The sequence below is a fragment of the Nonomuraea sp. NPDC049421 genome, assembly GCF_040677005.1.
In the GTDB taxonomy this organism is placed as follows: Bacteria; Actinomycetota; Actinomycetes; order Streptosporangiales; family Streptosporangiaceae; genus Nonomuraea; species Nonomuraea salmonea.
In genome coordinates this window covers 71070-92207 of the sequence record NZ_JBFAQA010000014.1, presented here as the reverse complement: position 1 = coordinate 92207, position 21138 = coordinate 71070, and the positions used below count along the sequence as shown (strand labels likewise).

Here is a 21138-nt window from a genome sequence, read left to right as displayed (position 1 = left end):
GTCGGTCCCGCCTCGGGCCGTGCTCGCGCGCCGGCCCGTCGATAAGGTGGCCGGGACGTCCGCAAAGCAGGGGGCCGCGCATGTTCCATCGGTTCACGGTCGGTGATCTCGAGTGCGCCGTCGTCGGCGACGGTCAGTCAGAGCCGCCGCTGGAGCCGCCGCTGGGCTCCTTCTACCAGCCCGCGACCGGGGTGCCCGAGTCCGAGCTGCGGGACGCGGTGGCCGAGGAGGGCAGCGGCCGCACCACGCTGACGTGCGCGTACAACTGCCTGTGCGTGCGCACCCCCGACGGGATCGCGATCGTGGACACCGGGCTCGGGCCCGGCTTCCTCGGCTACGGGCCCGCCTTCACGCCCTACGTCGGCAAGCTCGGCGCCGGCCTGGGCGAGGCCGGGCTGACACCGTCCGACGTGTCCGCCGTCGTCTTCACCCACCTGCACGAGGACCACGTCAGAGGCGCCGGGACCGACGGCGAGCCGGCCTTCCCCGGCGCGGTGGCGTACGCGCACGCCGCCGAGGTGGCCTACTGGTCCGACCGCGCCCAGCGGATCCCCGACGAGCAGCGCCGGCCCGCGCTGGAGGCGATCAGGCTCTTCGGCGAGCGGCTGCGTCCGGCGAGCTACGACGCCGAGCTGCTACCCGGCGTGCACACCGTGGACGCCGCCGGCCACACCCCCGGCCACACCGCGATCCTGCTGCGCTCGCGCGGCGAGCGGCTGCTCTGCCTCGGCGACACCTTCTACGACCCGCTCCAGCTCGCCCACCCCGACTGGCGCACGCCGTGGGACCACGACCAGGTGCGGTCGGTGGCCGCCCGCCGCAGGCTGCTCGCGTGGGCCGCCGACGAGGGGGTGCCGATGCACGCCTACCACCTGCCGTTCCCCGGGCTGGGCCGCATCGAGCGGCGCGGCGGGGCGTACGCATGGCGGCCCGGCCTGCAAGATCGACCGGGTGACTCCGGCCCGCTAAGGTGAGGCGTCCTCACCCCAGTACACCTGGCTTTCCTTGAGAGTGTGACCCCCCGTGCGCCGCCACCGATCAGCCGTGCCCGCCCTCCTGCTCACCGCCGCCTACGTCATCGCCGTCGCCGTCACCGCCGGCATCGCGCTGACCGGCGGCGACATCGGCCCCCTCGAACGGCTGACCGTCCTGAAGGAGACCGACGACGGCGACGGCGGCGAGCCGACCCTGCGGGACGTCATCGCCGGACTGTCGCGGCCGAGCGTCGGCCTGCTGCTCGCAGTCGGCGCCGTCTGGACCTGGACACTGTGGCAGTCCCTCCGCGGCCCCTCGCGCCCACCGCCCGGAGCCGCCCGTCACCCCGCAGGGCGGGACGAGCGGCGGTTACGGCTGACCCTCTACGTCGTCGCCGGCACCTGGGTCGTCTACGCTGCCGCGCCGATCTGGCCGTGGTGGGCCGTGGTGCTCGATGCGACGGTGCTGGCCGCGGTCGTGGTGGCCCTCCATCCCGTGCTGCGGCAGCGGTGGAGCTTGGCCGGGTTCGCGCTGGCGGCGGGGCTGCTGGGCTACGTGACGACGGTCGCGGGCGAGGTGTTCTACGCGCTCGACCTGCACGACTGGGAGCGCGCGGCCCAGGCGGCCGGGCTGGGCGGCCTGGCCGGGACGCTCTGGTATGTGCTGGTGCTGGCGGCTCAGTGGCGGGACGGCCGCTGGCGGCGCGCGACCGTCCTGTACGGCGTCGCCGCCCAGGTCCTGCCCCTCCTCCTGGTCATGTTCGTCGCGCTCCTGCCGGCTCGGGTCGCCGGCGTGGACCTCGCGGCGTACGCCGTCATGGACGCCATGATCGTGATCTGGCTGGCCCGCTCCGCCCACGACCTCGCCGCTCCGCAGCCGGCCCCATCACACGCCCCATCACAGGCCCCATCACAGGCCACGTCACCGGCCCGGCCACCCGGCTTGGCACCTGAAGGCCCCGCGCCGCTGGTGCGGTTCGCCGGTTTCGCGGCGTGCGTGAGCGTCCTGATCCCGCCGCTGATCAGCCGAGACCCGCTGTGGCTCACCCGGTACCTGCCCCTGCACACCGTACAGAGCATGATCGGCGAGCCGCTGTCGCTGCTGTGGCGGGGGTTCGAGGCCGCCGTCGGGCTCGGAGGGCTGGCCGTCGTGGTGCTGACGGCCGTGCTGTGGCGGGGCAGGAGGCTCGCGCTGGCCGCGCTGGCCGCCACCGGGCTGGCCGGTGTGTCCGTGGTGGCCCTGGTCGTAGCCACTGACCGGCTGGCGATCGGGATGTCGCCGCTGTGGTTCACCGTCGCCTGCGCGGTCGCTGCGCCGCTCCTGGCCTGGACGCACCTGCTGCGCGCCGGAGCCGACCGGCGCACAGCACGCGTGTGATCAGACGCGGTCGGCGGCGATCAGCAGGTATTGGAAGCTGCCGCTCTTGTACGCCTCCAGGAACGCGTCCTCGATCCCCGTGGCCAGATGGGTCCTGGCCCGCAGCTCCCAGTAGGGGATGGTGGCCGCGGTGAGGTCGATGACGCTGACCGGGACGAGCCGGTTGGCCGCCATCTCCTTGAAGTACGTGCTGCGGGAGTGGATGTCGCAGATGTAGTGGGCGTTGATCTGGCTGATGGCCCGGGACGGCAGGCCGTAGGCGTCGTTGTAGCAGCCGGTGATGCAGACGTAGCGGCCGCCCCGGGCCAGCAGCCTGGCGTGCTCGGCGAACAGCAGGGACAGTTCGACGTACATGGTGCTCTCGTTGTTCCACGAGGCGTGGAACGCGCCGGTGGGGAAGCCGGTGTCGAGCATGTTGCGGAAGTGGAAGCGCACCTTGTCGCCGACGCCGCGCTCCTCGGCCTGCCGGTTGGCGAAGGCCACCTGCGACTCCGAGATGGACACGCCGTCGGCCTCGCAGCCGAAGCGCAGGTGGGCGAGCAGGCTGGAGCCGCCACGGCCGCACCCGGCGTCGAACACGCGGTAGTCGGGGCGCGGCGGCCCGAGGTGCGCCATCAGCATCTCGGCCTGCGCGGTCTCCAGCCGGTGCAGCTCCTTGACCACCCGGCTCTCCCGCGTGGAGGCCGGGCCCTCCAGCACCGACCAGTCCACCTCGCCCACCCCGTAGTGGTGGTGGTAGAGGCCGTCCACCTCGCCGAGGCGCAGGTTGACCGGGTTCTCCTCGGTGTTCCAGTAGTCGGCGACCGACTGCTGGTAGAGGCTGTTCAGCACGGGGGCATGGGGCGTCATGGTCATCAACGACTCCTTCTCAGTTACGGGACGGGGTGACGGTCAGGACTGGTAGCGGTTGCTGCTGCCGTGCCATTCGAGGCACCCGGCCATCCACGCCTGCGCGCCGCGCAGGAACCGCTTGAGCTCGGGGGAGTGGACGGCCGACAGCGCCTGCCTGCTCTGCTCGAAGCCGCGGACGAAGTCGTTGTGCAGGTGCACGGCGCGCTCGGTGGCCTCGCGGGCCGAGCAGCCGTCCTCGGCGGCCATGAGCAGGATGACGTTGGAGTCTGGCAGCTCGTCGGCCGCCTCCTTGGCCGCCGAGTGCAGGTCGTTGACCAGCACGCTCGCGGTGCCCGCCTGCATGAGCGCGGTGTGGAAGCGCGGCTCGGCGAACAGCTCGGCGGGCAGCCGGTAGCCGCCCACGACGTCGATGAGCGTCATCGAGGTGTAGAAGCTGTCGTGCTGGCGGGCGGCCAGGTAGCGCCAGACGGGCGGCGGGGTCTCCAGGTAGCGCCAGGCGGCGTAGGCGGCCCAGCTGACGTACATCTGGCTGGTGATGTTGCGGACCCGCAGGATCTGCGAGTCGGTGGCGTGGCGGGCGACGTGGCTGAGCGCCGAGCGCAGCGCCACCAGCACCGGGTCGGCGGCGATGGCCGCCTCGAGCTGCTCGGTGTAGGGGCCGGCGTCGGGCGGCGGGTCCATGGCGGAGGTCACCAGCGCCAGCCGGGGCGGCAGCTCGGTGGGGGTGGCGCCGAGGTCGGTCTCGTCGGCGTAGTAGTCGTCGGCGGCCCACCAGGCGGCGTTCATCTGGGCGGCGATGAGCAGCCGGTCGGGGTCGTCGGTGTCGGGGTGGGCGAGCGTGGCCAGCCGGCCGAACCCGGTGGCGGCGAACTCCTCCATCCGCCCCTCGTGCAGGCCGATGCGCCCGGCCCAGGCCGTCAGCCGCCGGTCCACCTCCGAGGCGAGCGCGTCGTCCACGCGGACGGTCTCGGGGCAGAGCAGCGGCGGGTACGTGCCGTCGCCCCACTCGCGCTCGCGGTAGGGGAGGGGCGTCAGGTCGGACCCGGGCACGGGCCCCACCGGCGAACCGGGGGGCTCGTGCCCGTCCCCCTCCTCGTACGCGCGCCGGTGCGGCAGCAGCGCGGCCCGAAGGCTCAGCGAGGACGAGCCCAGCCCGGCGGGCCCGGCCAGGAGCCGCGCCACTGGAGCGTCATGGGGGGAGATGTCCGGCATGTCATGCCTCTTCCTGGGGTCGGCCGGTCACGAGCGCGGGGCGGCGATGTCGACGTCCTCCAAGATCCCGATCGCGTCCGGCACCAGGACCGCCACCGAGAAATAGGCACTGACCAGGTAAGACATCACGGCCCGCTCGTTGATCCCCATGAAGCGCACGTTCAGCCCCGGCTCGTACTCCTCGGGGATGCCCGTCTGGTAGAGGCCCACCACGCCCTGGTCCTCCTCGCCCGTCCGCAGCGCCAGGATCGACGTCGTCCGCGCGCCGGAGATCGGGATCTTGCCACAGGGGAAGATGGGGATGCCCCGCCAGGCCGGCACCTCGTGACCGCCCACGTCGGTGCTGCCGACCACCAGCCCCCGCTTGTTGCACTCGCGGAAGAACGCCGCGATCGCCTTCGGATGGGCGAGCAGCAGCTTCGTCTTGCGCCGCATGCTGATCAGCTCATCGAGGTCGTCCGGGGTGGGCGGGCCCGACCAGGTGTAGATGCGCTGGTCGTAGTCGGTGTTGTGGAGCAGCCCGAACTCGCGGTTGTTGAGCAGCTCCCACTCCTCGCGCTCGCGCAGCTCGTGGATGGTCAGGCGGAGCTGCTGCTCGATCTGGTTCATCGGCTGGTTGTAGAGGTCGGCCACCCGGGTGTGCACGCGCAGGATGGTCTGGGCGACGCTCAGCTCGTATTCGCGGGGGTGCAGGTCGTAGTCGACGAACGTGCCGCCGATGGCCGGCTCGCCGCTGTGCCCGGCCGTGACCTCCACCGCCGCCTCACCGCGGCGGTTGGCGGGTCGGCTCAGCACCTCCAGGTAGCGGGCCAGGTGGTCGCGCAGTTCGGGGGAGCGGTCGGCGACGCGGCGCAGCTCCCAGCGCGGCGCCACCAGCACCGTGCAGGCCGTCGCCGCGCGGTAGGTGCACGGCCAGCGCGGGTCGTCCTCGGTCAGCGCCTCGTCGCCGAACTGGTCGCCGCCCGCGATGATGCCGAGGAACTGGCGGTCGCCGTAGGGGCCGGTGCCCAGGCGCTCGAGCCGGCCGTGGGCGATCACGCAGGTCTGGTTCACTGGGCGGCCCGCCTCGGCGACGATCTCGCCCGGCTGCACCTCGCGGGCGGTGAACGTGGAGGCGATCTCCGCCAGCACGGCGGGATCGCCGAAGCCGCGCAGGGCCGGGATCTCCGTCAGCGTCTCCGGCACGACACGGACGTCGTCGGCCCCGTTGTTGGTCACCGCCACCCGCCCGCGCCCGATGCGATGGGTCAGCCGGCGGTTCACCCGGTACGTACCGCCGCGCACGTCCACCCAGGGCAACATGCGCAGCAGCCAGCGCGAGCTGATCGCCTGCATCTGCGGGACGGTCTTGGTGGTGGTGGCCAGGTTGCGCGCGGCCCTCGTGTCGAGGCTCAGCCGCGTCTCCGTCGGCTCCGTGGGCATCTTTCCTCCGGGCGGGGTCGGCAGGGCAGTCGCCACTAAAAGTAGTGATATTGATACGGAGCGTAGGAGTCTCTGCGCGGACAGGATTGCTGGCGATCGCGGAAGGTCGATGTCACGGGCCCGCCACCCTTGGACGAGCCCGTGATGGGAACCGCCTGACCTGGTGTGAAACCCCGCCTCGCGGCTAAGGGCCGGGCGAAGGGCTAAAGGGATCGCCAGTCACTCGATCCCAGCGCCGACGCGCCCTGAGGGCCCATCATCGTCATCCCGCCGTCCACGAACACCGTCGCCCCCGTCACGTACGACGCCGCCGGCCCCGCCAGGAACGCCACCACGGCCGCCACCTCGCGGGCGTCGCCCGGCCGCGGGATCGGGTTGCCGGGCCTGCTGCCGGTCTGCGGCGGCATGTCCTCCTGCCCGGTCATCGGCGTCGCGATCTCGCCGGGCGCGACGGTGTTGACCGTGATGCCGTGCTCGGCCAGCTCCAGCGCGAGCACCCGGCTCAGCATGCGCAGCCCGCCCTTGGCCGCGCAGTACGGCCCCGAGCCCATCTTCGGGTACTCCTCGTGCACGCTGGTGATGTTCACCACCCGGCCGCCCCGCCCCGAGGCGACCATGCGGCGGGCCGCCCGCTGCGCGCACAGGAACGGCCCGTCCAGGTCCACCGCCAGCACCGACCGCCAGCGGTCGTAGCCCATCTCCAGCAGCGGCTCGTGGCTGCCGGTGCCCGCGTTGTTCACCAGCACGCCGAGCCCGCCCAGCTCGTCGGCCAGCTCGTCCACCACCGCCGCCGCGCGTACAGGATCGGTCAGGTCGTGCTGACGGACGGCAGGGGCGCGGCCGGTCGCGCGCACGAGGCGGGCCGTCTCCTCCGCGCCGTCCTCGTCCCGGTGGTAGGTGATGCCCACCTCGAAGCCCTGCTCCGCCAGCGCAACCGCGGTGGCCTTGCCGATGCCGGAGTCGGCACCCGTCACGATCGCGACCTTGTCGTAGGTGTCGTTCATGAGCCGTTCCCTGCCCCTGGTGGGGAGGGGAAACCGGAGGCCAGCTCGGCGATGCGGCGGTGCAGCCGCGGGTCATCCCAGAAGCCGGTGTGGGCGCCGATGGCGGGCGGCGGCTGGCCGTACAGGAAGCGGCAGTCGGGCGGGTCGGGCAGCTGCTCGTCCACGTCGTCGCGTACGGGGCCGCCGATGTAGTCGGTGTCGCACCAGAAGTTGCGCCAGCGGGCCACCTGGACGCCGGGCCCGTGGGCCAGCCGGCGGAACAGCTCGTCGTCGAAGTAGGCGGGGAAACCCCAGGCGTACAGGGTGCGCAGCGGCGAGCCGAACGTCACCAGCGTCACCCGGTCGTCGCGCGGCCTGGAGCAGGGCTGGGCGAGCGCGGCGGCCGCGATGACCGAGCCCTGGCTGTGGGCGGCCAGCAGCGGGACGCCGCCGTTGTCGTGCAGCCACCACAGCCGCCGCTGCAGCTCGGGGACGGCGCGCTCGGCGTAGGACGGCGGGGCGAGCGGGTGGCAGTGCCGCGGCCAGAACGTGGCGACGTCCCACAGCACGCCGATGAGGCGGCGGTTGCGCTCGTCCTTCCAGCCCAGCCGCAACAGCCCGACCAGCACGAACGGCAGCAGCATCGCGACGCCGGCGCACAGCGAGGTGAGCCAGTTGGCGTTGGACGGCAGGTCGTCGTGCCACCACACCCGCCACTGCACCCAGGCCAGCACCATGCCGCCGACCGCCATCAGCGCGGTCAGCAGCAGGTCGAGGTCGCGCGGCACCCTGGCCAGCCGCCGGGCTCTGGCCACGCGGGCCGGCCAGCTCCCGACCAGCCGCCGGTGCCACGCGGGGACCGGGCGCTCGTCCACCGTGGACGCCCACCACCGCTTGAGCGGGCCGTCGGGGACGGCGAAACGCTCGCGGTAGTGGCGGGCCACGCCTCGACCGCCCTGCACGCCGCTGCTCCACCAGCGCACCCCCTGGTAGAGCAGGAAGCAGAGCAGCAGGAGCACGGGCACCACGATGAGGTACGGGATGACGTTCCTGATGATCGGGAACACGGCGATCGGCGTCTCCGCCGTCCCCGCTTCAGGGACGTCCAGGCAGCCGCCGCGGCGCGGGTCGTGGCAGGGCCGCAGCGTGCCCAGCCACTCGGCCACCAGCAGCAGCGTGGCCAGCATGAACGTGTTGAGCGCGGCCACCGCGAGCCCCAGCACCACGAACGGCGCACCCCAGCGGAACCTGCCGCCCAGCCGGCCGTCCCCGCTCGTCAGGACGGCGAACGCCCCGACCGCGACGCCCAGCCCAAGCCCTGTCCAGATCCACCGGTAGTCGGTCTCCCACACCGACAGCAGCGCCACCCCGGCGGCGAACCCGACCGGCACGAGCACGGCCCGCGCGGCCACGCCCGGCCAGTCGGCCCTGGTCCACGCGGCGGCGGCCAGGGTGACGGGGACGAGGAAGAGCGCGCCGAGCACGCCTCCGTACACGCCGTTCATGAACACCTGGAGGCCGGGCAGCTCGTGCGGGCCCGCGCCGAACGGGTCGCCCGGCGGCTGCCCGGCGGCCAGCACCGCCGAGAGCGCCATCGCCGCGCCCGCCACCGCCAGCAGCGCCCACGAGCCGGCCTTCCGCCTGCCGATGAGGGCGAGCGCGCACAGGCCGATCACGGCCAGCGGGACGGCCACGCCGATCGCCGCCCACGGCTCAGGGAGCGGCCTGACCGCGTGCGACGTCCACGCGACCAGCGCGGCGACGAGCGCCACGGCACCGGCCACGTGCAGGCGGGTGAGCGTCCTGGTGTGCTCGACGTCGTCCCAGAACGCGGGGTCCGACAGGCCGGGGAACTCGCCCTCGCGCAGCCCCGTCTCCCTGGGCGGCACGCCGGTGTCATAAGCCGGCGGCTTCACCTGGTCGTAGCGGTTCTGGGAGGTGTGCGCCAGCAGGTACAGGACGGCGATCACCAGCAGCGGCACCAGCGCGCCCACCAGGATCCGTACGCCGGGCCGCTCGGGCGGCAGCAGCCAGGCCGGCCAGCGCGCGCACTCCGGCGCGCCCCCGCACTGGTACGCCACGTAGTCGACCGGGATGGCGGCGGCCAGCAGGACCAGGTTGAGCGTCAGCCCGAAGGACGCCAGCCTGGCCGCCCACAGGAACACCGTGAACCGGCGCGGCCTGCCCGGCAGCCACGGCGGGAACATGCGGGCCGCCATGTTCGCCATCGCGAACGGCAGCAGCAACAGCCACAGCACCCGCCAGGCGCTGCCCGAGGTCAGGCCGCCCCACGAGTACGCCTCCACGTGCCGCCCCTCCCGGTCGGCCGTCCGGTAGAAGCCGGCGATGCGGTCGCCGGAGACCTGCATGGGGGCGAGGTCGTCGAGCAGCGACTGGGGCGACGTGCCGCCCACCCCGTGCAACCGGATCTCCACCACTCCGGACAACCCGTCCGGCCGCCGTCCCAGCCCGGCCGCCACCCTGCGCGCGGGCTCCTCGTGTCCCGTGCTCGCGGTCGTCATGGCGCAACCTCCCTCAGCGGGGGACTCCATGATGAATCCCTCGGGCGCCACCGCGCATGAGTAATCCCGGCGCGTCGCCCACAAAAGCCCGGGCCGCCCGGCCCGGGTCACCAGCCCTGGTCGCGCAGGAAGACCGCGCAGCGGGCGGTCCAGTCGGCGGCCGTCGGGTTCTCGCCCGCCGCCAGGCCGAGGCCGTGCCGGCCGTTCGGGTAGACGTGGAGCTCCTGCGTGATTCCGTGCCTGGCCAGTGCGCCCGCCAGCTCAAGGGTGCCGGCCACCGGGACGGACTCGTCGTCGGCCGTGTGCCACAGGAACATCGGCGGCGTGGCGGCGGAGACGCGCCCGGGCAGCGACAGCTCGGCGCGCAGCGACGCGGGCGCATCGGGGCCGAGCAGGTTGTCGGCGGAGCCGCGGTGCCCGTCGAGCACCGTCACCGGATAGCCCAGGACGGCCAGGCCGGGCCGCGGGTCGGCACGGTCGATCGCGTCGTGCGGGCCCTCGGGCAGCGCCGGCCCGGGCTCGGTGGCCAGCAGACCCGCCAGATGGGCGCCCGCCGAGAACCCGAGGACCCCCACCCTGGCCGGGTCCACACCATGAGCGGAGGCGTGGTGGCGGACCCAGCGCACCGCCCTCGCGGCGTCGAGCAGCGGCAGCGGATGGCGGTGCGGCGCGAGGCGGTAGCGCAGCACGTACGCGGCCAGGCCGAGCCCGTTCAGCCACCGCGCCACCGGGGCGCCCTCGTGGTCGGCCAGATGGTGGTAGCCGCCGCCGGGGAACACCACGACCGCCGGCGCGGGGCGCGCCGCGCGTACGGGGAGGGCGGTGATGGTGGCCGCGCCGTCCACCGGCCACAGGGGGTGCTCGCTCACGTGCTCGCCTCTCGTCGTCGCCTCTCGTCCTCGTCCGGGCACGGATGTTAGCGCCCTCCCTGGAAGGCCCGGCGCGTGCGTACGATCATCGTGCGTCACGAACAGGAGGACCGGAAGTCCGTACTGTCCTACGATCCCCTGACACCCACCAGCTTCCTCCAGCGCTCCGCCGCCGTCTTCGGCCCCCGCCTGGCCGTCGTGGACGGCGGCCTGGAGCTGACCTGCGCCGAGCTGTGGCAGCGCGTCCAGCGGCTTGGCCGGCGGCCTGGCCGAGGCCGCGGCCGAGCAGAGCACGGTCACGCCGCGCCTGATCTCGGGCACCGCGTACGAGAGCATGATCGAGACCGCGCGAGAGCTGCTCGTGCCCGTCACCGACGAGCTGTCGCCGCTGCCGATCAACTACACCAGCGGCACCACAGGACGCCCCAAGGGCGTCGTCCACCACCACCGCGGCGCCTACCTCCAGGCCCTCGCCATGGCCCTGCACACCAGGCTGGAGGCGGCGAGCAGCTACCTGTGGACGCTGCCCATGTTCCACTGCCACGGCTGGTGCTTCCCGTGGGCCGTGACGCTGGCCGGAGCGAGGCACGTGTGCCTGCCCAAGGTCGTCGATCCCGGCGAGGCGTGGCGGGCGACGGCTCCGACGTGCCCGCCGACGCCACCACCGTGGGCGAGATCGCGGTACGCGGCGCCTCCGTCGAGGTCGAGAACGTCCTGACCGCCCACCCCGCCGTGCAGGAGGCCGTCGTCGCCCGCCCCGACGAGGTCCACTTCTGCGATCTCCCCAAGACCTCCACCGGCAAGATTCAGAAGACCGTGCTGAGGCGGCGCGCCGCAGGTTAGCCCGCTGCCAGAAGGGAAGGTCGCCCCCACGGATGCGACGATCGGCAGTGGGGGTGTCATGGTCGGTTCCCGTGGCGTCTTCCGGCGCAAGCCGGTGGAGCAGATCGCCACCGAGCACGAGGGGGAGCTGGCCAGGACCCTCGGCCTGTGGCAGCTCACCGCCATCGGCGTGGGCGGCATCATCGGGGCCGGCATCTTCGCGCTGGCCGGCGCCGTCGCCCACGAGACGGCCGGGCCCGCGGTGCTGGTGTCGTTCCTCATCGCGGGGGTGGCCAGCGCCGCCGCCGCGCTCTCGTACGCCGAGTTCGCCGGCCTCATCCCGAAGGCCGGCTCGGCCTACACCTACGGCTACGCGGTGCTCGGCGAGATCGTCGGCTGGTTCATCGGCTGGGACCTGCTGCTGGAGTACACCGCCATCGTCGCGGTCGTCGCCATCGGCATCTCCGGCTACTTCGGCTTCCTGGTCCAGAACCTCGGCCTCACGCTGCCGCCCTGGATGCTGGGCGCGCCGGGGACCGGCGAGGGGCGCGTGGTGGACCTGTTCGCGGCCCTGCTGTGCCTGCTCATCGCCTACCTGCTGAACCTCGGCATCCGCGCCGCCGCCAGGTTCGAGACGTTCGTGGTGGCCATCAAGGTCGCCGTCGTGCTGCTCGTCATCGTCGTCGGGTTCTTCCACATCAACACCGCCAACTATTCGCCGTTCTTCCCGTTCGGCATCGGCGGCGCCATCACCGGCGCGGCGACCGTGTTCTTCGCGGTGTTCGGCTACGACGCCATGAGCACCGCCGCCGAGGAGTCGCGCGACGCCCAGCGCCACATGCCCAAGGCGATCATCTACTCGCTGATCATCGCGATGGTTCTGTACGTGCTGGCCACGCTCGTGCTCACCGGCATGCAGAACTACCGCGAGATCGACCCGGAGAGCGGCTTCTCCTCGGCGTTCGCCTCCGTCGGGCTGTCCGGTCTTGCCTCTCTCATCGCGGCCGGCGCGATCATCGGCATCCTGACCGTCATGTTCACGTTCATGCTGGGCGTGACGCGGGTGTGGTTCGCGATGAGCCGCGACGGGCTGCTGCCGGCCTGGTTCGCCAAGCTGCACCCCGTACGGCGGGTGCCCACCCGTGTCACCTGGATCGTCGGGGCGGCCTCGGCGGTGATCGCCGGGTTCCTGCCGATCAGGGAGGCGGCCGAGCTGACCAACATCGGGATCCTGCTGGCGTTCGTGGTGGTGTGCGCGGCCGTGATCGTGCTGCGCTACCGGCAGCCCGACCTGCCGCGTACGTTCCGCACGCCGTGGATGCCGGTGGTGCCCGCGATCGGGGTGGTCTTCTCGATCTGGCTCATCACGTTCCTGGACCCGCACACCTGGCTGCGCTTCGCCGTCTGGTTCGTCATCGGCCTGATCATCTACTTCACCTACAGCCGCCGCCACTCGGCCCTGGAACGCAGATCGTAACGGTCACGAAGGGCTTTGGCGCCAGTGGTCGTCGGCGAGTGCCCAGGCGACGGTCCAGTCGCGGTAGCGGACGCGGTCGAGGCCGTGGCGGAACGCGGCGAAGAGCGTCAGCACGAGGCAGGCGGCCACGCCGAGGATCATGAGGGCCGTGGCCGCCGCCGTGATGCGCAGCTCGGCCTCGCTGGGCGGCGGCGGGGCCGGGCGGCCTGACCTGTCGACCCAGATGGTGAGCTGCGCGCCGGCCTTGGCGGGGGAGAGCACGGACACCTTGCCGGTGTGCCGGCGGCCGGACGCCGTCGTCCAGCCCGCCGAGACCAGCCCGCCGCCGCCCACCTCGCCGAACGACAGCGTCGTCACCGGCGTGTCGGCCAGCAGCGTCGCCCGGACCTGCTGGCGGCCGGTGCCGGTGGCCAGCGCGCCCGCGTACGCCTGGCGGGCGGCGGCCGTCGCCGGCCACAGGGAGAGCAGGATCAGCAGCACCGCCACCACCAGCCCCGCGCTCTCCCACCGGTCGGTACGCCGGCGCAGCGGGTTGCCGTCAGGGCGGTAGCGCCGTACGAGCCGCGTCACGCCGTCGATCACCAGCTTCATCGAGCACCCCCCAGCACGGACTTTAGGGCCTTGACCGCCGCCCGTCCGGGAGTCCGCGATCCCGCCCCGCCGCCCTGCCCGTCAACGCGATGACGAACCCCCACATCCCTCTCGAAAAGGAAGCCGACCTGGGGTTCAGTCCTGCTTGCGGGCGGCCGGACGAGCGCGTACGTGCATGCGCTCGCCCTGCTTGCCGAACAGCGCCAGCACCTCGCACGGCTCGTCGCCCGGGTTGATGAACGCGTGCGGCGTCCGCGTGTCGAACTCGGCCACCTCCCCGGCCACCAGCGTCGTGTCGTGCGGCCCGAGCAGCAGGCGCAGCCGGCCCGACAGCACGTACAGCCATTCGTAGCCCTCGTGCACCTGCTGCTCGGGCAGGTAGCCCGGGTAGTGCGGCGGATAGATCTGCTTGAACGCCTGCAGCCCGCCGGGCCGCCGGGTGAGCGGGATGTAGGTCATGCCGTGCCGCTTGACCGGCCGCATGTGCACGCGCGGGTCGCCCGTCACGGGCGCGTCGATCAGCTCGTCGAGCTGCACCTGGTAGGCCCTGGCCAGGAGCAGCAGGAGCTCGAGCGTCGGCTTGCGGCCGCCGGACTCCAGCCGGGACAGGGTGCTGACCGAGATGCCGGTGCTCTTGCCGAGCTGCGTGAGGGTGATGCCGCGCTCCAGGCGCAGGGCCCGCAGCCGGGGACCCACCGCCTGGAGCACCTCGTCGAGTTCCATGGACCCAACCTTGCCATTCCGGCAACGAAGTTTGTCAACTCGTCGGCGGCTCGCGCACAGTTGCCTGGCATACGGAAGGGAGACCGCGACATGAAGACGTACGACGTGGTAGTGATCGGCGGCGGCGCCGCCGGGCTGAGCGGGGCGCTCACGCTGGGCCGGGCCCGCCGCAGCGTGCTGGTGGTCGACTCGGGCCGGCCGCGCAACGCCCCCGCCGAGGGGGTGCACGTCTACCTCGGCCGCGAGGGCACGCCGCCGTCGGAGCTGCTGGCCGCCGGGCGCGAGGAGGTGGCCGCGTACGGCGTGCGCGTCGAGAACGCCGCCGTGACGGGAGCGGAGCGGCTCGGGGACGGGCGCTTCCGCCTCACGCTGGACGACGGCACCGCCGTCGAGGCGGCCAGGCTGCTGGTCGCGACCGGCCTGATCGACGAGCTGCCCCCGCTGCCAGGACTGGCCGAGCTGTGGGGCAAGGACGTGCTGCACTGCCCGTACTGCCACGGCTGGGAGGTACGCGACCAGGCCATCGGCGTGCTCGGCACCGGCCCGCTCGCCGTGCACCAGGCGCTGCTGTGGCGGCAGTGGAGCGACGACGTGACCCTGTTCTCGCACACCATGCCGGAGCCGTCCGGCGAGCAGCGCGAGCAGCTCGACGCCCGGGGCGTCGCGGTGATCGAGGGCGAGGTGACGGAGCTGGTCCTCAAGGACGGGCGGCTCCACGGCGTGCGGACGGCCGACGGCCGTGAGCACGCCCGCCAGGCGCTGGCCCTGGGCACGCGGCTGACCGCCCGCGTCGGACCGCTGGCGCGGCTCAGGCTGGAGACCGCCGAGATGGAGATGGGCGGCCACGTGGTGGGCACCCACGTCCCCGCCGACCCCACGGGCCGCACGTCCGTGCCAGGGGTGTGGGCGGCGGGGAACGTCACCAGCCTGTTCGAGCAGGTCATCGGCTCGGCGGCGGCGGGCGTCAAGGCCGGCGCCGCCATCAACGCCGACCTGATCGAGGAGGAGACCAGAGCCGCCGTCACCGCCCGCCGGGCCGCCCAGGCCGAGGTGACTCCCGAGGAGCTGTGGGACGGCCGCTACTCCGAGCGCGAGCGGCTCTGGACCGGCGAGCCGAACGTGGTGCTCGTCCGCGAGCTGAGCGACCTGCCGCCGGGCCGGGCGCTCGACCTGGGCAGCGGCGAGGGCGGCGACGCGGTGTGGCTGGCGAAGCGGGGCTGGCGGGTCACCGCGGCCGACGTGTCGGGGGTGGCGCTGCGCCGGGCGGCCGAACTCGCCGAGCGCATGGGCGTGGCCGACCGGATCGACTGGCAGTGGCACGACCTCGGCCGGTCCTTCCCCGAGGGCACGTACGACCTGGTCACCGCCTGCTACCTGCACTCACCGCACGACCTGCCCCGTGAGGAGATCCTGCGGGCCGCCGCCGCGGCCGTCGCGCCGGGCGGGGTGCTGCTGGTGGCCGGGCACGCCGCCGGGCCGTCCTGGGAGCCGAACCCCCACCCCCACGTGCACCTCCCGACGCCCCGCGAGGTGTACGAGTCGCTGGACCTGACGGAGGGGGAGTGGGAGGTGCTGAAGGACGCCGAGTTCGAACGCCCCCAGACCGCCCCCGACGGCACCCCCACCACCCGCAAGGACAACGTCCTGGTGCTCCGCCGTCTGTGATCTACAGTGTAAAGGCGCCGGGTTCGGCGCGGTACGCCGTCCCCTTGCCGGCCAGCGTCACCGAGGCAGCGGCGGCCGGGACGAACGCCGACTCGCCGGGACGCAGCGTCAGATCCTCGCCGAGGCGGGCCTCGCCCTCCACGCACAGCACGATCTGCGGCACCCCGCCGGGCAGCTGATGGGTGTGCTCACCGGTCAGCTCGTGGCGGGTGAGGGCGAACTCGGGGGCGGGCGGCCGGTAGGCGTACGCCCCTCGGGGGTCCTCGGCCGGCTCGACCCGGTGCGGGGCGGTCGGGGTGAAGTCCACGACGCGCATCAGCTCGGGCACGTCCACGTGCTTGGAGGTGAGCCCGCAGCGCAGCACGTTGTCGGAGTTGGCCATGATCTCGACGCCGATGCCGCCGAGGTAGGCGTGGGGGACGCCGGCGCCGAGGTAGAGGGCCTCGCCGGGGGCCAGGTCGACGTGGTTGAGCAGGAGGGCGGCGACGATGCCGGGGTCGCCGGGGTAGGCGCGGGCGATGCCGGCGTAGACGGCCAGCTCGTCGTCCTCCACGGCTTCCAGCAGGGCGCGTTCGACGCCGGCGCGCAGCGGGCGGGCGGCGTCGTCCAGCATCTCGGCGAACACCCGGCGCAGCGCGGCCTCGGGCTCGCCGTCGGTGAGGGCGTCGATCCAGGGGCGCAGGCCGGGCAGGCCGAGCCGGTCGAGGAGGGCGGCGGTCGCGGCGGGGGCGCGGAAGCCGCACAGGCCGTGGAAGGGGGTGAGGGCGCACACCATCTCGGGCTTGTGGGAGGCGTCCTTGTACGTGCGGGTGCGGTCGTCGAGCGGGATGCCGCGGGCGTTCTCGGCGGCGTAGCCGGCCCTGGCCTGCTCGGTGGTGGGGTGGACCTGGAGGGAGAGCGGGCGTTCGACGGCGAGGACCTTGAGCAGGTAGGGCAGCTCGGGGCCGAAGCGATCGGCGGCGGGGGCGCCGAGGGTGGCGGCGGGGTCGTGGGCGATGAGCTCGTTCAGCGGGACGCCGCCGGCGGTCGAGGGCGCGCCGGGGTGGGCGCCCATCCAGAGTTCGGCCTGCGGTTCGCCGGTCGGCTCCGTGCCGAACAGGCGCGGCAGGGCGGTGACCGAGCCCCAGTCGTAAGGGCGGATGGTGGTGGCCAGGCGTATGGGGGCGGTGCCCGATGGCGGGGCGGGGTGTTGCACGGCGTTGGCTCCAATCGTCGTTCATGGAGCGTAGAACGCGTGCGGGGGGAGTGCGTACCCGGGCTGGGCCGCGCGGGGCGGCCCATCTGGTCAGCGGGCGCGCGGGCCCAGCAGGACGGGCATGGCGCGGGTGCTGTTGCCGAGCAGGGTGTCCAGCGGCGGCAGGTCCTCGGCGGGCGTGGCGAGCCGCATGCCCGGGAAGGCGGTGAACAGCGCCCGCAGCGCGATCTCGCCTTCCAGCCTGGCCAGTGGCGCGCCCAGGCAGAAGTGCGGGCCGTGGCCGAAGGCGAGGTGCTGGGTCTGCGTGCGGGTGATGTCGAAGCGGTCGGCGTCGGGTCCGTACTGGTCGGGGTCGCGTCCGGTGGAGGCGAAGCAGGCCAGGACGGGCTCTCCCGCGGGTACGCGGACACCGTCGAGTTCGACGTCGCGTACGGCGTAGCGCATCGGGAAGTACGCGATGGGCGAGTCCCAGCGCAGGGTCTCCTCGACGGCGGCGCTGTACGGGCACTGCCCGGACAGCAGCATCCCGAGCTGGCCCGGCTGGCCGAGCAGGGCGCCGATGGCGTTGGTGATGAGGTTGACGGTGGTGACGTGCCCGGCGATGAACAGCAGCTCGATGGTGGCGAACAGCTCGTCCTCCGACAGCCGCCCGCCGTCCTTCTCGTGCAGCCGGAACAGGTCGGTGATGAGGTCTTCTCCTGGTGCGCCGCGGCGCTCGTCGATGATCTGGTCGAGCAGTTCGTGCAGCTCTTTGCGCAGGCCGGGCGAGTCTTCGAGGTCGCCGACCTGGGCGACGGCGTCGGTGAGGCGGTGCAGCTCGTCCTGGTGCTCGGGCGGGATGCCGATGAGCTCGGAGATGACCTCGCGCGGCAGCGGGTAGGCGAATTCGAGCCGCAGGTCCACCGGCTGGTCGGGCGGCTGCTCGGCGAGGTGGTCGATGAGCCGGGCGGTGAGTTCCTCGATGCGCGGGCGCAGGCCGTTGAGCCGGCGTTGTGAGAACGCGGCGGTGAGCGGCATGCGCAGCCGCCGGTGGCGTTCGCCTTCGGCGTTGAGCATGGAGGTGTCGGTGACGATGCGGTCGATGGCGGTGCCCGGTGGCAGGGCGTCGCGGCCTGACCAGTGGCGCAGCTCCCTGGACAGGTCCGGGTGGGTGAGGACGGTCATCAGTGTGGCGTACCGGGTGGCGGCCCAGGCCGGTACGCCTTCCGCGGTCACCGGCACGAGTGGTCCCGCGGCGCGCAGGCGTTCGTTGTCGGCGTGGATGTCGCGGGTGGCCGGGTCGAGGATGAAGCGGTCGTCGGTCATGGTCATCCCGTTCGTCGTGGGCTGACCGCCAGGGCGGTCACGTCCATGCCGGGGTCCTGGTCGAGGTAGAGGTCGCGGACGAGTTCGCCGGCGGCGGGCGCGTTGCACAGGCCGTGGCCGGAGAAGCCGGTCGCGTACAGGAAGGCCGGTGGGCCCGGCTGGTGGCCGATGAAGGCCGTCTTGTCGGGGCTGGCGTCGCGCAGCCCGGTGACGGCGGTGTGCAGGGCCAGGCCGGCCAGGCTCGGGTATGTCTCGGCGAGCCGGGCGGCGACGTCGCGGCGCCAGGACTCGCGGTCGGGTCCCGGGTAGCCCATGCCGATGAGCATGCGGTCGTCGCGCCGCCGGATCAGCAGGCCGCTGGCGGGGTGCAGGGTGACCGGGATGTCGGGTGTGCCGGGCGGGAGCGGGTCGGTGGTGAGCAGCTCCTGCTCGATGGGTTCGGTGAGCGGCAGGTCCACGCCGGCGCAGCGGACGAGCGAGGCCGACCAGGCGCCGGCGGCGCAGACGACGGCGTCGGCGGACAGTTCGCCGTCGGCGGTCTGGACGCGGCCCGCTTCTGCGTCGATGGCGGTCACCGGGCAGCCGGTGCGCAGGGTGGCTCCGGCTTTCTCGGCGGCCATGGCGTAGGCGGTGACGATGGCGGTGGTGTCGGAGATGTAGGCGTCGGGCGAGTAGGCGGCGGCCAGCAGCGGCAGGTCGCCGATGAGCGGGTTGCGGCGCCTGGCCTCCTTGGCGCCGATGAGCCCGACGTCGACGCCGGCGGCGTGCTGGGCGGGCAGGTCGGCTTCGAAGGCGGTGACCTGCTCGGGCTCGGTGAACAGCACGAGGTAGCCGACCTGGCGCAGCGGCAGGTCGATGCCGGGCCTTTCGGGGAAGGCGTGGTAGGCGGCGAGGCTGCGGACGGCGAGCGCGGAGCTGACCGGGTTGCCGGCGAAGTAGGAGCGTACGACGTCGGCGGTGGCGCGGGAGGCGCCGGAGCCGAGCGTGCCGCGTTCGAGCAGGGTGACGTCGGTTCCGGCTTCGGCGAGGTGGTAGGCGATCGACAGCCCGATGACGCCGCCGCCGATCACCACCACGCGGGATCCGGCGCTCATGCCTGGACCTGCAGTCTGCGCAGGTGGGCGCCGGCCTCCCAGGGGAACAGGTGCAGGTTCCAGCCGCCGAGGCAGTTGCAGTAGAGGGCCATGTGGGCCATGATCGCGATGTAGTCCTCGTGGCTGTCGAGGCGTTCGAGGCCGTCCAGGAGGCGCTGGGTGAAGTCCCAGAGGCGGTCGAGGCCGCAGTAGCCGAGGAACTCGGCGGGTGTGTGGGCGAGTTGGCGGGTCATCTGGCGCAGCCAGGGCATGGGCATGCCGTCGAGTGCGGCGCGGACGAGGCCGCCGTAGCAGCTGTAGCCGAGCGGGCGGGTCTCGCCGTTGACGAACAGCAGGGTGGTCAGGACGGTCTCGTAGCTGCCCGCGCCGGACGGGATGCGGCCTTCGTGCAGGTCGAGGAGCTCTCTGGGCGGGTCGAGCCAGATGCGCTCGGTCTCGGCGTGCACCTCTTTGGCGAGCTGGTTGAGCTCGGGGTCGCCGACGGGCAGGCGGGGCAGCACGTGGCCGCCGGTCTGGCCGGCCTGGCGGACCTCGGCGATGACCGGTTCCTTGGTGGTGTAGACGGAGTTCCACACTTCGCGGCCGGCGTGGATGAGGGCGTCGAGGTCCTCTTCGACGACCTGGCCGATCGGGGTGGCGGTCATGGGTTCGGTGAGTTCGCCGTACTTGATGCCGAGGTGTTGCAGGCGGGAGCAGAACAGGGTGCCGTCGGGCACGGTGCGGCGGTCCACCTTGTACTCGGCGGCGGTGTGCAGCAGGGCGTGGACCGGGGCGAGGTGGTACAGGTGGTACCCGGCGACCAGGGCATGCCCTTGGAGGCTGCGGTAGGGCAGCGCGTCCCACAGGGCCTGGGCCAGTGAGGGGTTGCGCTGGTCGAGTTCGGCGGCCACGGTGATGCCGAGGCCGGGCCAGGAGATTTCCAGTTGCTTCGTCTCGTTCACACTACGTCACTCTAACGTCACGTTTGGTGGCGATCGTGTGGGGGTGGGGCTGTTTACCGGGGCATGACCTGGGTTTATGCGAAAGGGCCGCGTTCGTCGGCCCAGATGGAGGCGGGATCGACGTAGGGGCGCAGGAGGTGGGTCAGCTCGGGGTCGGGGCGGCCGTTGAGCTCGTCGGAGGCGGCCTTGCGGGCGATGCCGGCCAGCACGTCGGCGATCTGCACGCGCTCGTCGAGCTCGGAGACGACGAGCCGGAGGCCGGCCATCCGGCCGCCGAGTATCTGCCGCATCTGGGCGATGCGCTCGTCGGTCAGCGTGGTCTGGCGGTCGTGCACGACGGCGACGGGGCCGCGGCCGTCGCCCCAGGAGGTGACGGCCTGGACGATGGCGGGGATGAGCGGGTCGAGCGCGGGGAAGACGTGGGGGTCGGTCAGCAGGCGGTCGCGGAACTCCTCGACGCGGTCGCGGACCTTCCACAGTGCGCGCATGACGTCGCCGGCCGGGCCGTGCGCCGTGCGCAGCTCGTCGATCAGCAGGTAGGTGTCGGCGACGGAGGTGGTGATGCCCTGGCCGTTCTTGGCGCGCAGCAGGTAGTTGAAGGAGTCGAGGAAGGCGGCCCAGCGGCCGGGTCCGAAGGTGCGGCGGCCCTCGCGGTAGAGGGCGAGGGCGTCGGCTCTGGCGAGGGGGTCGAGGCCGAGGCGCGGGGTGTGGTCGTCCTGGAGCAGGCCGGTGACCTTGCCGGTGAGCCAGAAGGTCTTGTCGGCGACGAAGACGCGGACGTGGCCGAGCACGGGGCCGCTGGGGCCGAGCAGCCAGAGCAGGGCGGCGCGGTGCTTCTCGCGCAGGACGTGGTTCGCGCGGTATTCGTCGGCGGGGGTGGGCGCTCGCACGCGTAGCTCGGCGATGACGGCGGCGGCCGCCTCGGCGTCCATGAGCACGCTGGCGTGGGCGAAGACGTCGCTGTTGCCGCCGACGAGCTTCTCGCCCTCCGCGCCGGATTCGTCGCACGCGATTTCGAGGGGTTGCGCCACGTTCCTGAATCTAGCCGGGCGGGTGGTCGTGCCGCGAGGCGATTTTCCGCGGGTCGGGGGCTGGGAGAATCACGTGACCCCG

19 protein-coding genes are annotated in these 21138 nt (G+C 73.0%); 6 read left to right on the top strand and 13 right to left on the bottom strand.

The genetic code is table 11. The features are described 5' to 3' along the window. Positions 1 to 80: 80 nt before the first annotated feature. Positions 81 to 974: an MBL fold metallo-hydrolase gene (locus AB0K18_RS24225; protein ID WP_364917935.1), complete on the top strand. Its 894-nt coding sequence runs from the start codon at positions 81 to 83 to the stop codon at positions 972 to 974. A 70-nt stretch (positions 975 to 1044) separates the two neighbouring features. Further along, positions 1045 to 2352 (top strand): hypothetical protein, encoded by a 1308-nt coding sequence (locus AB0K18_RS24220; protein ID WP_364917932.1) that lies wholly within the window; start codon positions 1045 to 1047, stop codon positions 2350 to 2352. Here AB0K18_RS24220 and AB0K18_RS24215 read toward each other — a convergent pair whose 3' ends face one another. The 6 genes from AB0K18_RS24215 to AB0K18_RS24190 all read right to left on the bottom strand — a co-directional run bounded on the left by AB0K18_RS24215 (position 2353) and on the right by AB0K18_RS24190 (position 10212). Then, the gene (locus AB0K18_RS24215; protein ID WP_355419525.1) at positions 2353 to 3207 is read right to left on the bottom strand and encodes a geranyl diphosphate 2-C-methyltransferase; all 855 of its coding nucleotides are present in this window, start codon (positions 3205 to 3207) and stop codon (positions 2353 to 2355) included. It lies immediately after the preceding gene. A 36-nt stretch (positions 3208 to 3243) separates the two neighbouring features. Beyond that, complete coding sequence (locus tag AB0K18_RS24210) at positions 3244 to 4416, bottom strand: family 2 encapsulin nanocompartment cargo protein terpene cyclase (RefSeq protein ID WP_364917928.1); 1173 nt, start codon at positions 4414 to 4416, stop codon at positions 3244 to 3246. Positions 4417 to 4443: 27 nt separating this feature from the next. Then, positions 4444 to 5838, bottom strand: coding sequence for a family 2B encapsulin nanocompartment shell protein (locus AB0K18_RS24205; protein WP_364917926.1), 1395 nt, complete (start codon positions 5836 to 5838; stop codon positions 4444 to 4446). Positions 5839 to 6041: 203 nt separating this feature from the next. Next, positions 6042 to 6842: an SDR family oxidoreductase gene (locus tag AB0K18_RS24200; protein ID WP_364917924.1), complete on the bottom strand. Its 801-nt coding sequence runs from the start codon at positions 6840 to 6842 to the stop codon at positions 6042 to 6044. Then, complete coding sequence (locus AB0K18_RS24195) at positions 6839 to 9343, bottom strand: hypothetical protein (RefSeq protein ID WP_364917921.1); 2505 nt, start codon at positions 9341 to 9343, stop codon at positions 6839 to 6841. The genes AB0K18_RS24200 and AB0K18_RS24195 overlap by 4 nt, the downstream gene beginning before the upstream one ends. Positions 9344 to 9450: 107 nt before the next feature. Continuing rightward, entirely contained in the window at positions 9451 to 10212 is a 762-nt protein-coding gene (locus AB0K18_RS24190; RefSeq protein ID WP_364917919.1) for an alpha/beta hydrolase, read from the bottom strand. Positions 10213 to 10465: 253 nt separating this feature from the next. On the opposite strand from AB0K18_RS24190, the gene AB0K18_RS24185 reads away from it, so the two are divergent. From AB0K18_RS24185 to AB0K18_RS24175, 3 genes are read left to right on the top strand one after another with little or no spacing between them, the layout of a single operon-like run. Beyond that, positions 10466 to 10930 carry an AMP-binding protein gene (locus AB0K18_RS24185; protein ID WP_364917917.1) on the top strand — a complete coding sequence of 155 codons (465 nt, stop codon included), beginning with the start codon at positions 10466 to 10468 and terminating at the stop codon, positions 10928 to 10930. After that, a complete protein-coding gene (locus tag AB0K18_RS24180) occupies positions 10879 to 11055 on the top strand; it encodes a hypothetical protein (RefSeq protein WP_364917914.1) in 177 nt (58 codons plus the stop codon). The genes AB0K18_RS24185 and AB0K18_RS24180 overlap by 52 nt, the downstream gene beginning before the upstream one ends. Before the next feature lie 58 nt (positions 11056 to 11113). Continuing rightward, a complete protein-coding gene (locus tag AB0K18_RS24175; RefSeq protein ID WP_364917911.1) occupies positions 11114 to 12511 on the top strand; it encodes an amino acid permease in 1398 nt (465 codons plus the stop codon). A gap of 3 nt (positions 12512 to 12514) precedes the next feature. Here the strand turns inward: AB0K18_RS24175 and AB0K18_RS24170 are convergent, their stop codons facing one another. Together AB0K18_RS24170 and AB0K18_RS24165 are read right to left on the bottom strand one after the other, a co-directional pair. Then, positions 12515 to 13102 carry a hypothetical protein gene (locus AB0K18_RS24170; protein ID WP_364917908.1) on the bottom strand — a complete coding sequence of 196 codons (588 nt, stop codon included), beginning with the start codon at positions 13100 to 13102 and terminating at the stop codon, positions 12515 to 12517. Between the two features lie 135 nt (positions 13103 to 13237). Next, positions 13238 to 13825: a helix-turn-helix domain-containing protein gene (locus AB0K18_RS24165; protein WP_355419539.1), complete on the bottom strand. Its 588-nt coding sequence runs from the start codon at positions 13823 to 13825 to the stop codon at positions 13238 to 13240. A gap of 90 nt (positions 13826 to 13915) precedes the next feature. Here AB0K18_RS24165 and AB0K18_RS24160 point away from each other — a divergent pair, with 90 nt between their 5' ends. After that, positions 13916 to 15490, top strand: coding sequence for a bifunctional NAD(P)/FAD-dependent oxidoreductase/class I SAM-dependent methyltransferase (locus AB0K18_RS24160; RefSeq protein WP_364917905.1), 1575 nt, complete (start codon positions 13916 to 13918; stop codon positions 15488 to 15490). Between the two features lies 1 nt (position 15491). Here AB0K18_RS24160 and manA read toward each other — a convergent pair whose 3' ends face one another. The 5 genes from manA to AB0K18_RS24135 form a co-directional block, all read right to left on the bottom strand. Next, complete coding sequence (gene manA / locus AB0K18_RS24155; RefSeq protein WP_364917902.1) at positions 15492 to 16685, bottom strand: mannose-6-phosphate isomerase, class I; 1194 nt, start codon at positions 16683 to 16685, stop codon at positions 15492 to 15494. Positions 16686 to 16775: 90 nt separating this feature from the next. Next, positions 16776 to 17996 carry a cytochrome P450 gene (locus tag AB0K18_RS24150; protein ID WP_364917899.1) on the bottom strand — a complete coding sequence of 407 codons (1221 nt, stop codon included), beginning with the start codon at positions 17994 to 17996 and terminating at the stop codon, positions 16776 to 16778. Beyond that, entirely contained in the window at positions 17993 to 19084 is a 1092-nt protein-coding gene (locus AB0K18_RS24145; protein ID WP_364917896.1) for an FAD-dependent oxidoreductase, read from the bottom strand. The genes AB0K18_RS24150 and AB0K18_RS24145 overlap by 4 nt, the downstream gene beginning before the upstream one ends. Beyond that, the gene (locus AB0K18_RS24140; RefSeq protein WP_364917893.1) at positions 19081 to 20025 is read right to left on the bottom strand and encodes a hypothetical protein; all 945 of its coding nucleotides are present in this window, start codon (positions 20023 to 20025) and stop codon (positions 19081 to 19083) included. The genes AB0K18_RS24145 and AB0K18_RS24140 overlap by 4 nt, the downstream gene beginning before the upstream one ends. 74 nt (positions 20026 to 20099) lie before the next feature. Further along, complete coding sequence (locus AB0K18_RS24135; protein ID WP_364917891.1) at positions 20100 to 21056, bottom strand: hypothetical protein; 957 nt, start codon at positions 21054 to 21056, stop codon at positions 20100 to 20102. Between the last annotated feature and the right edge of the window lie 82 nt (positions 21057 to 21138).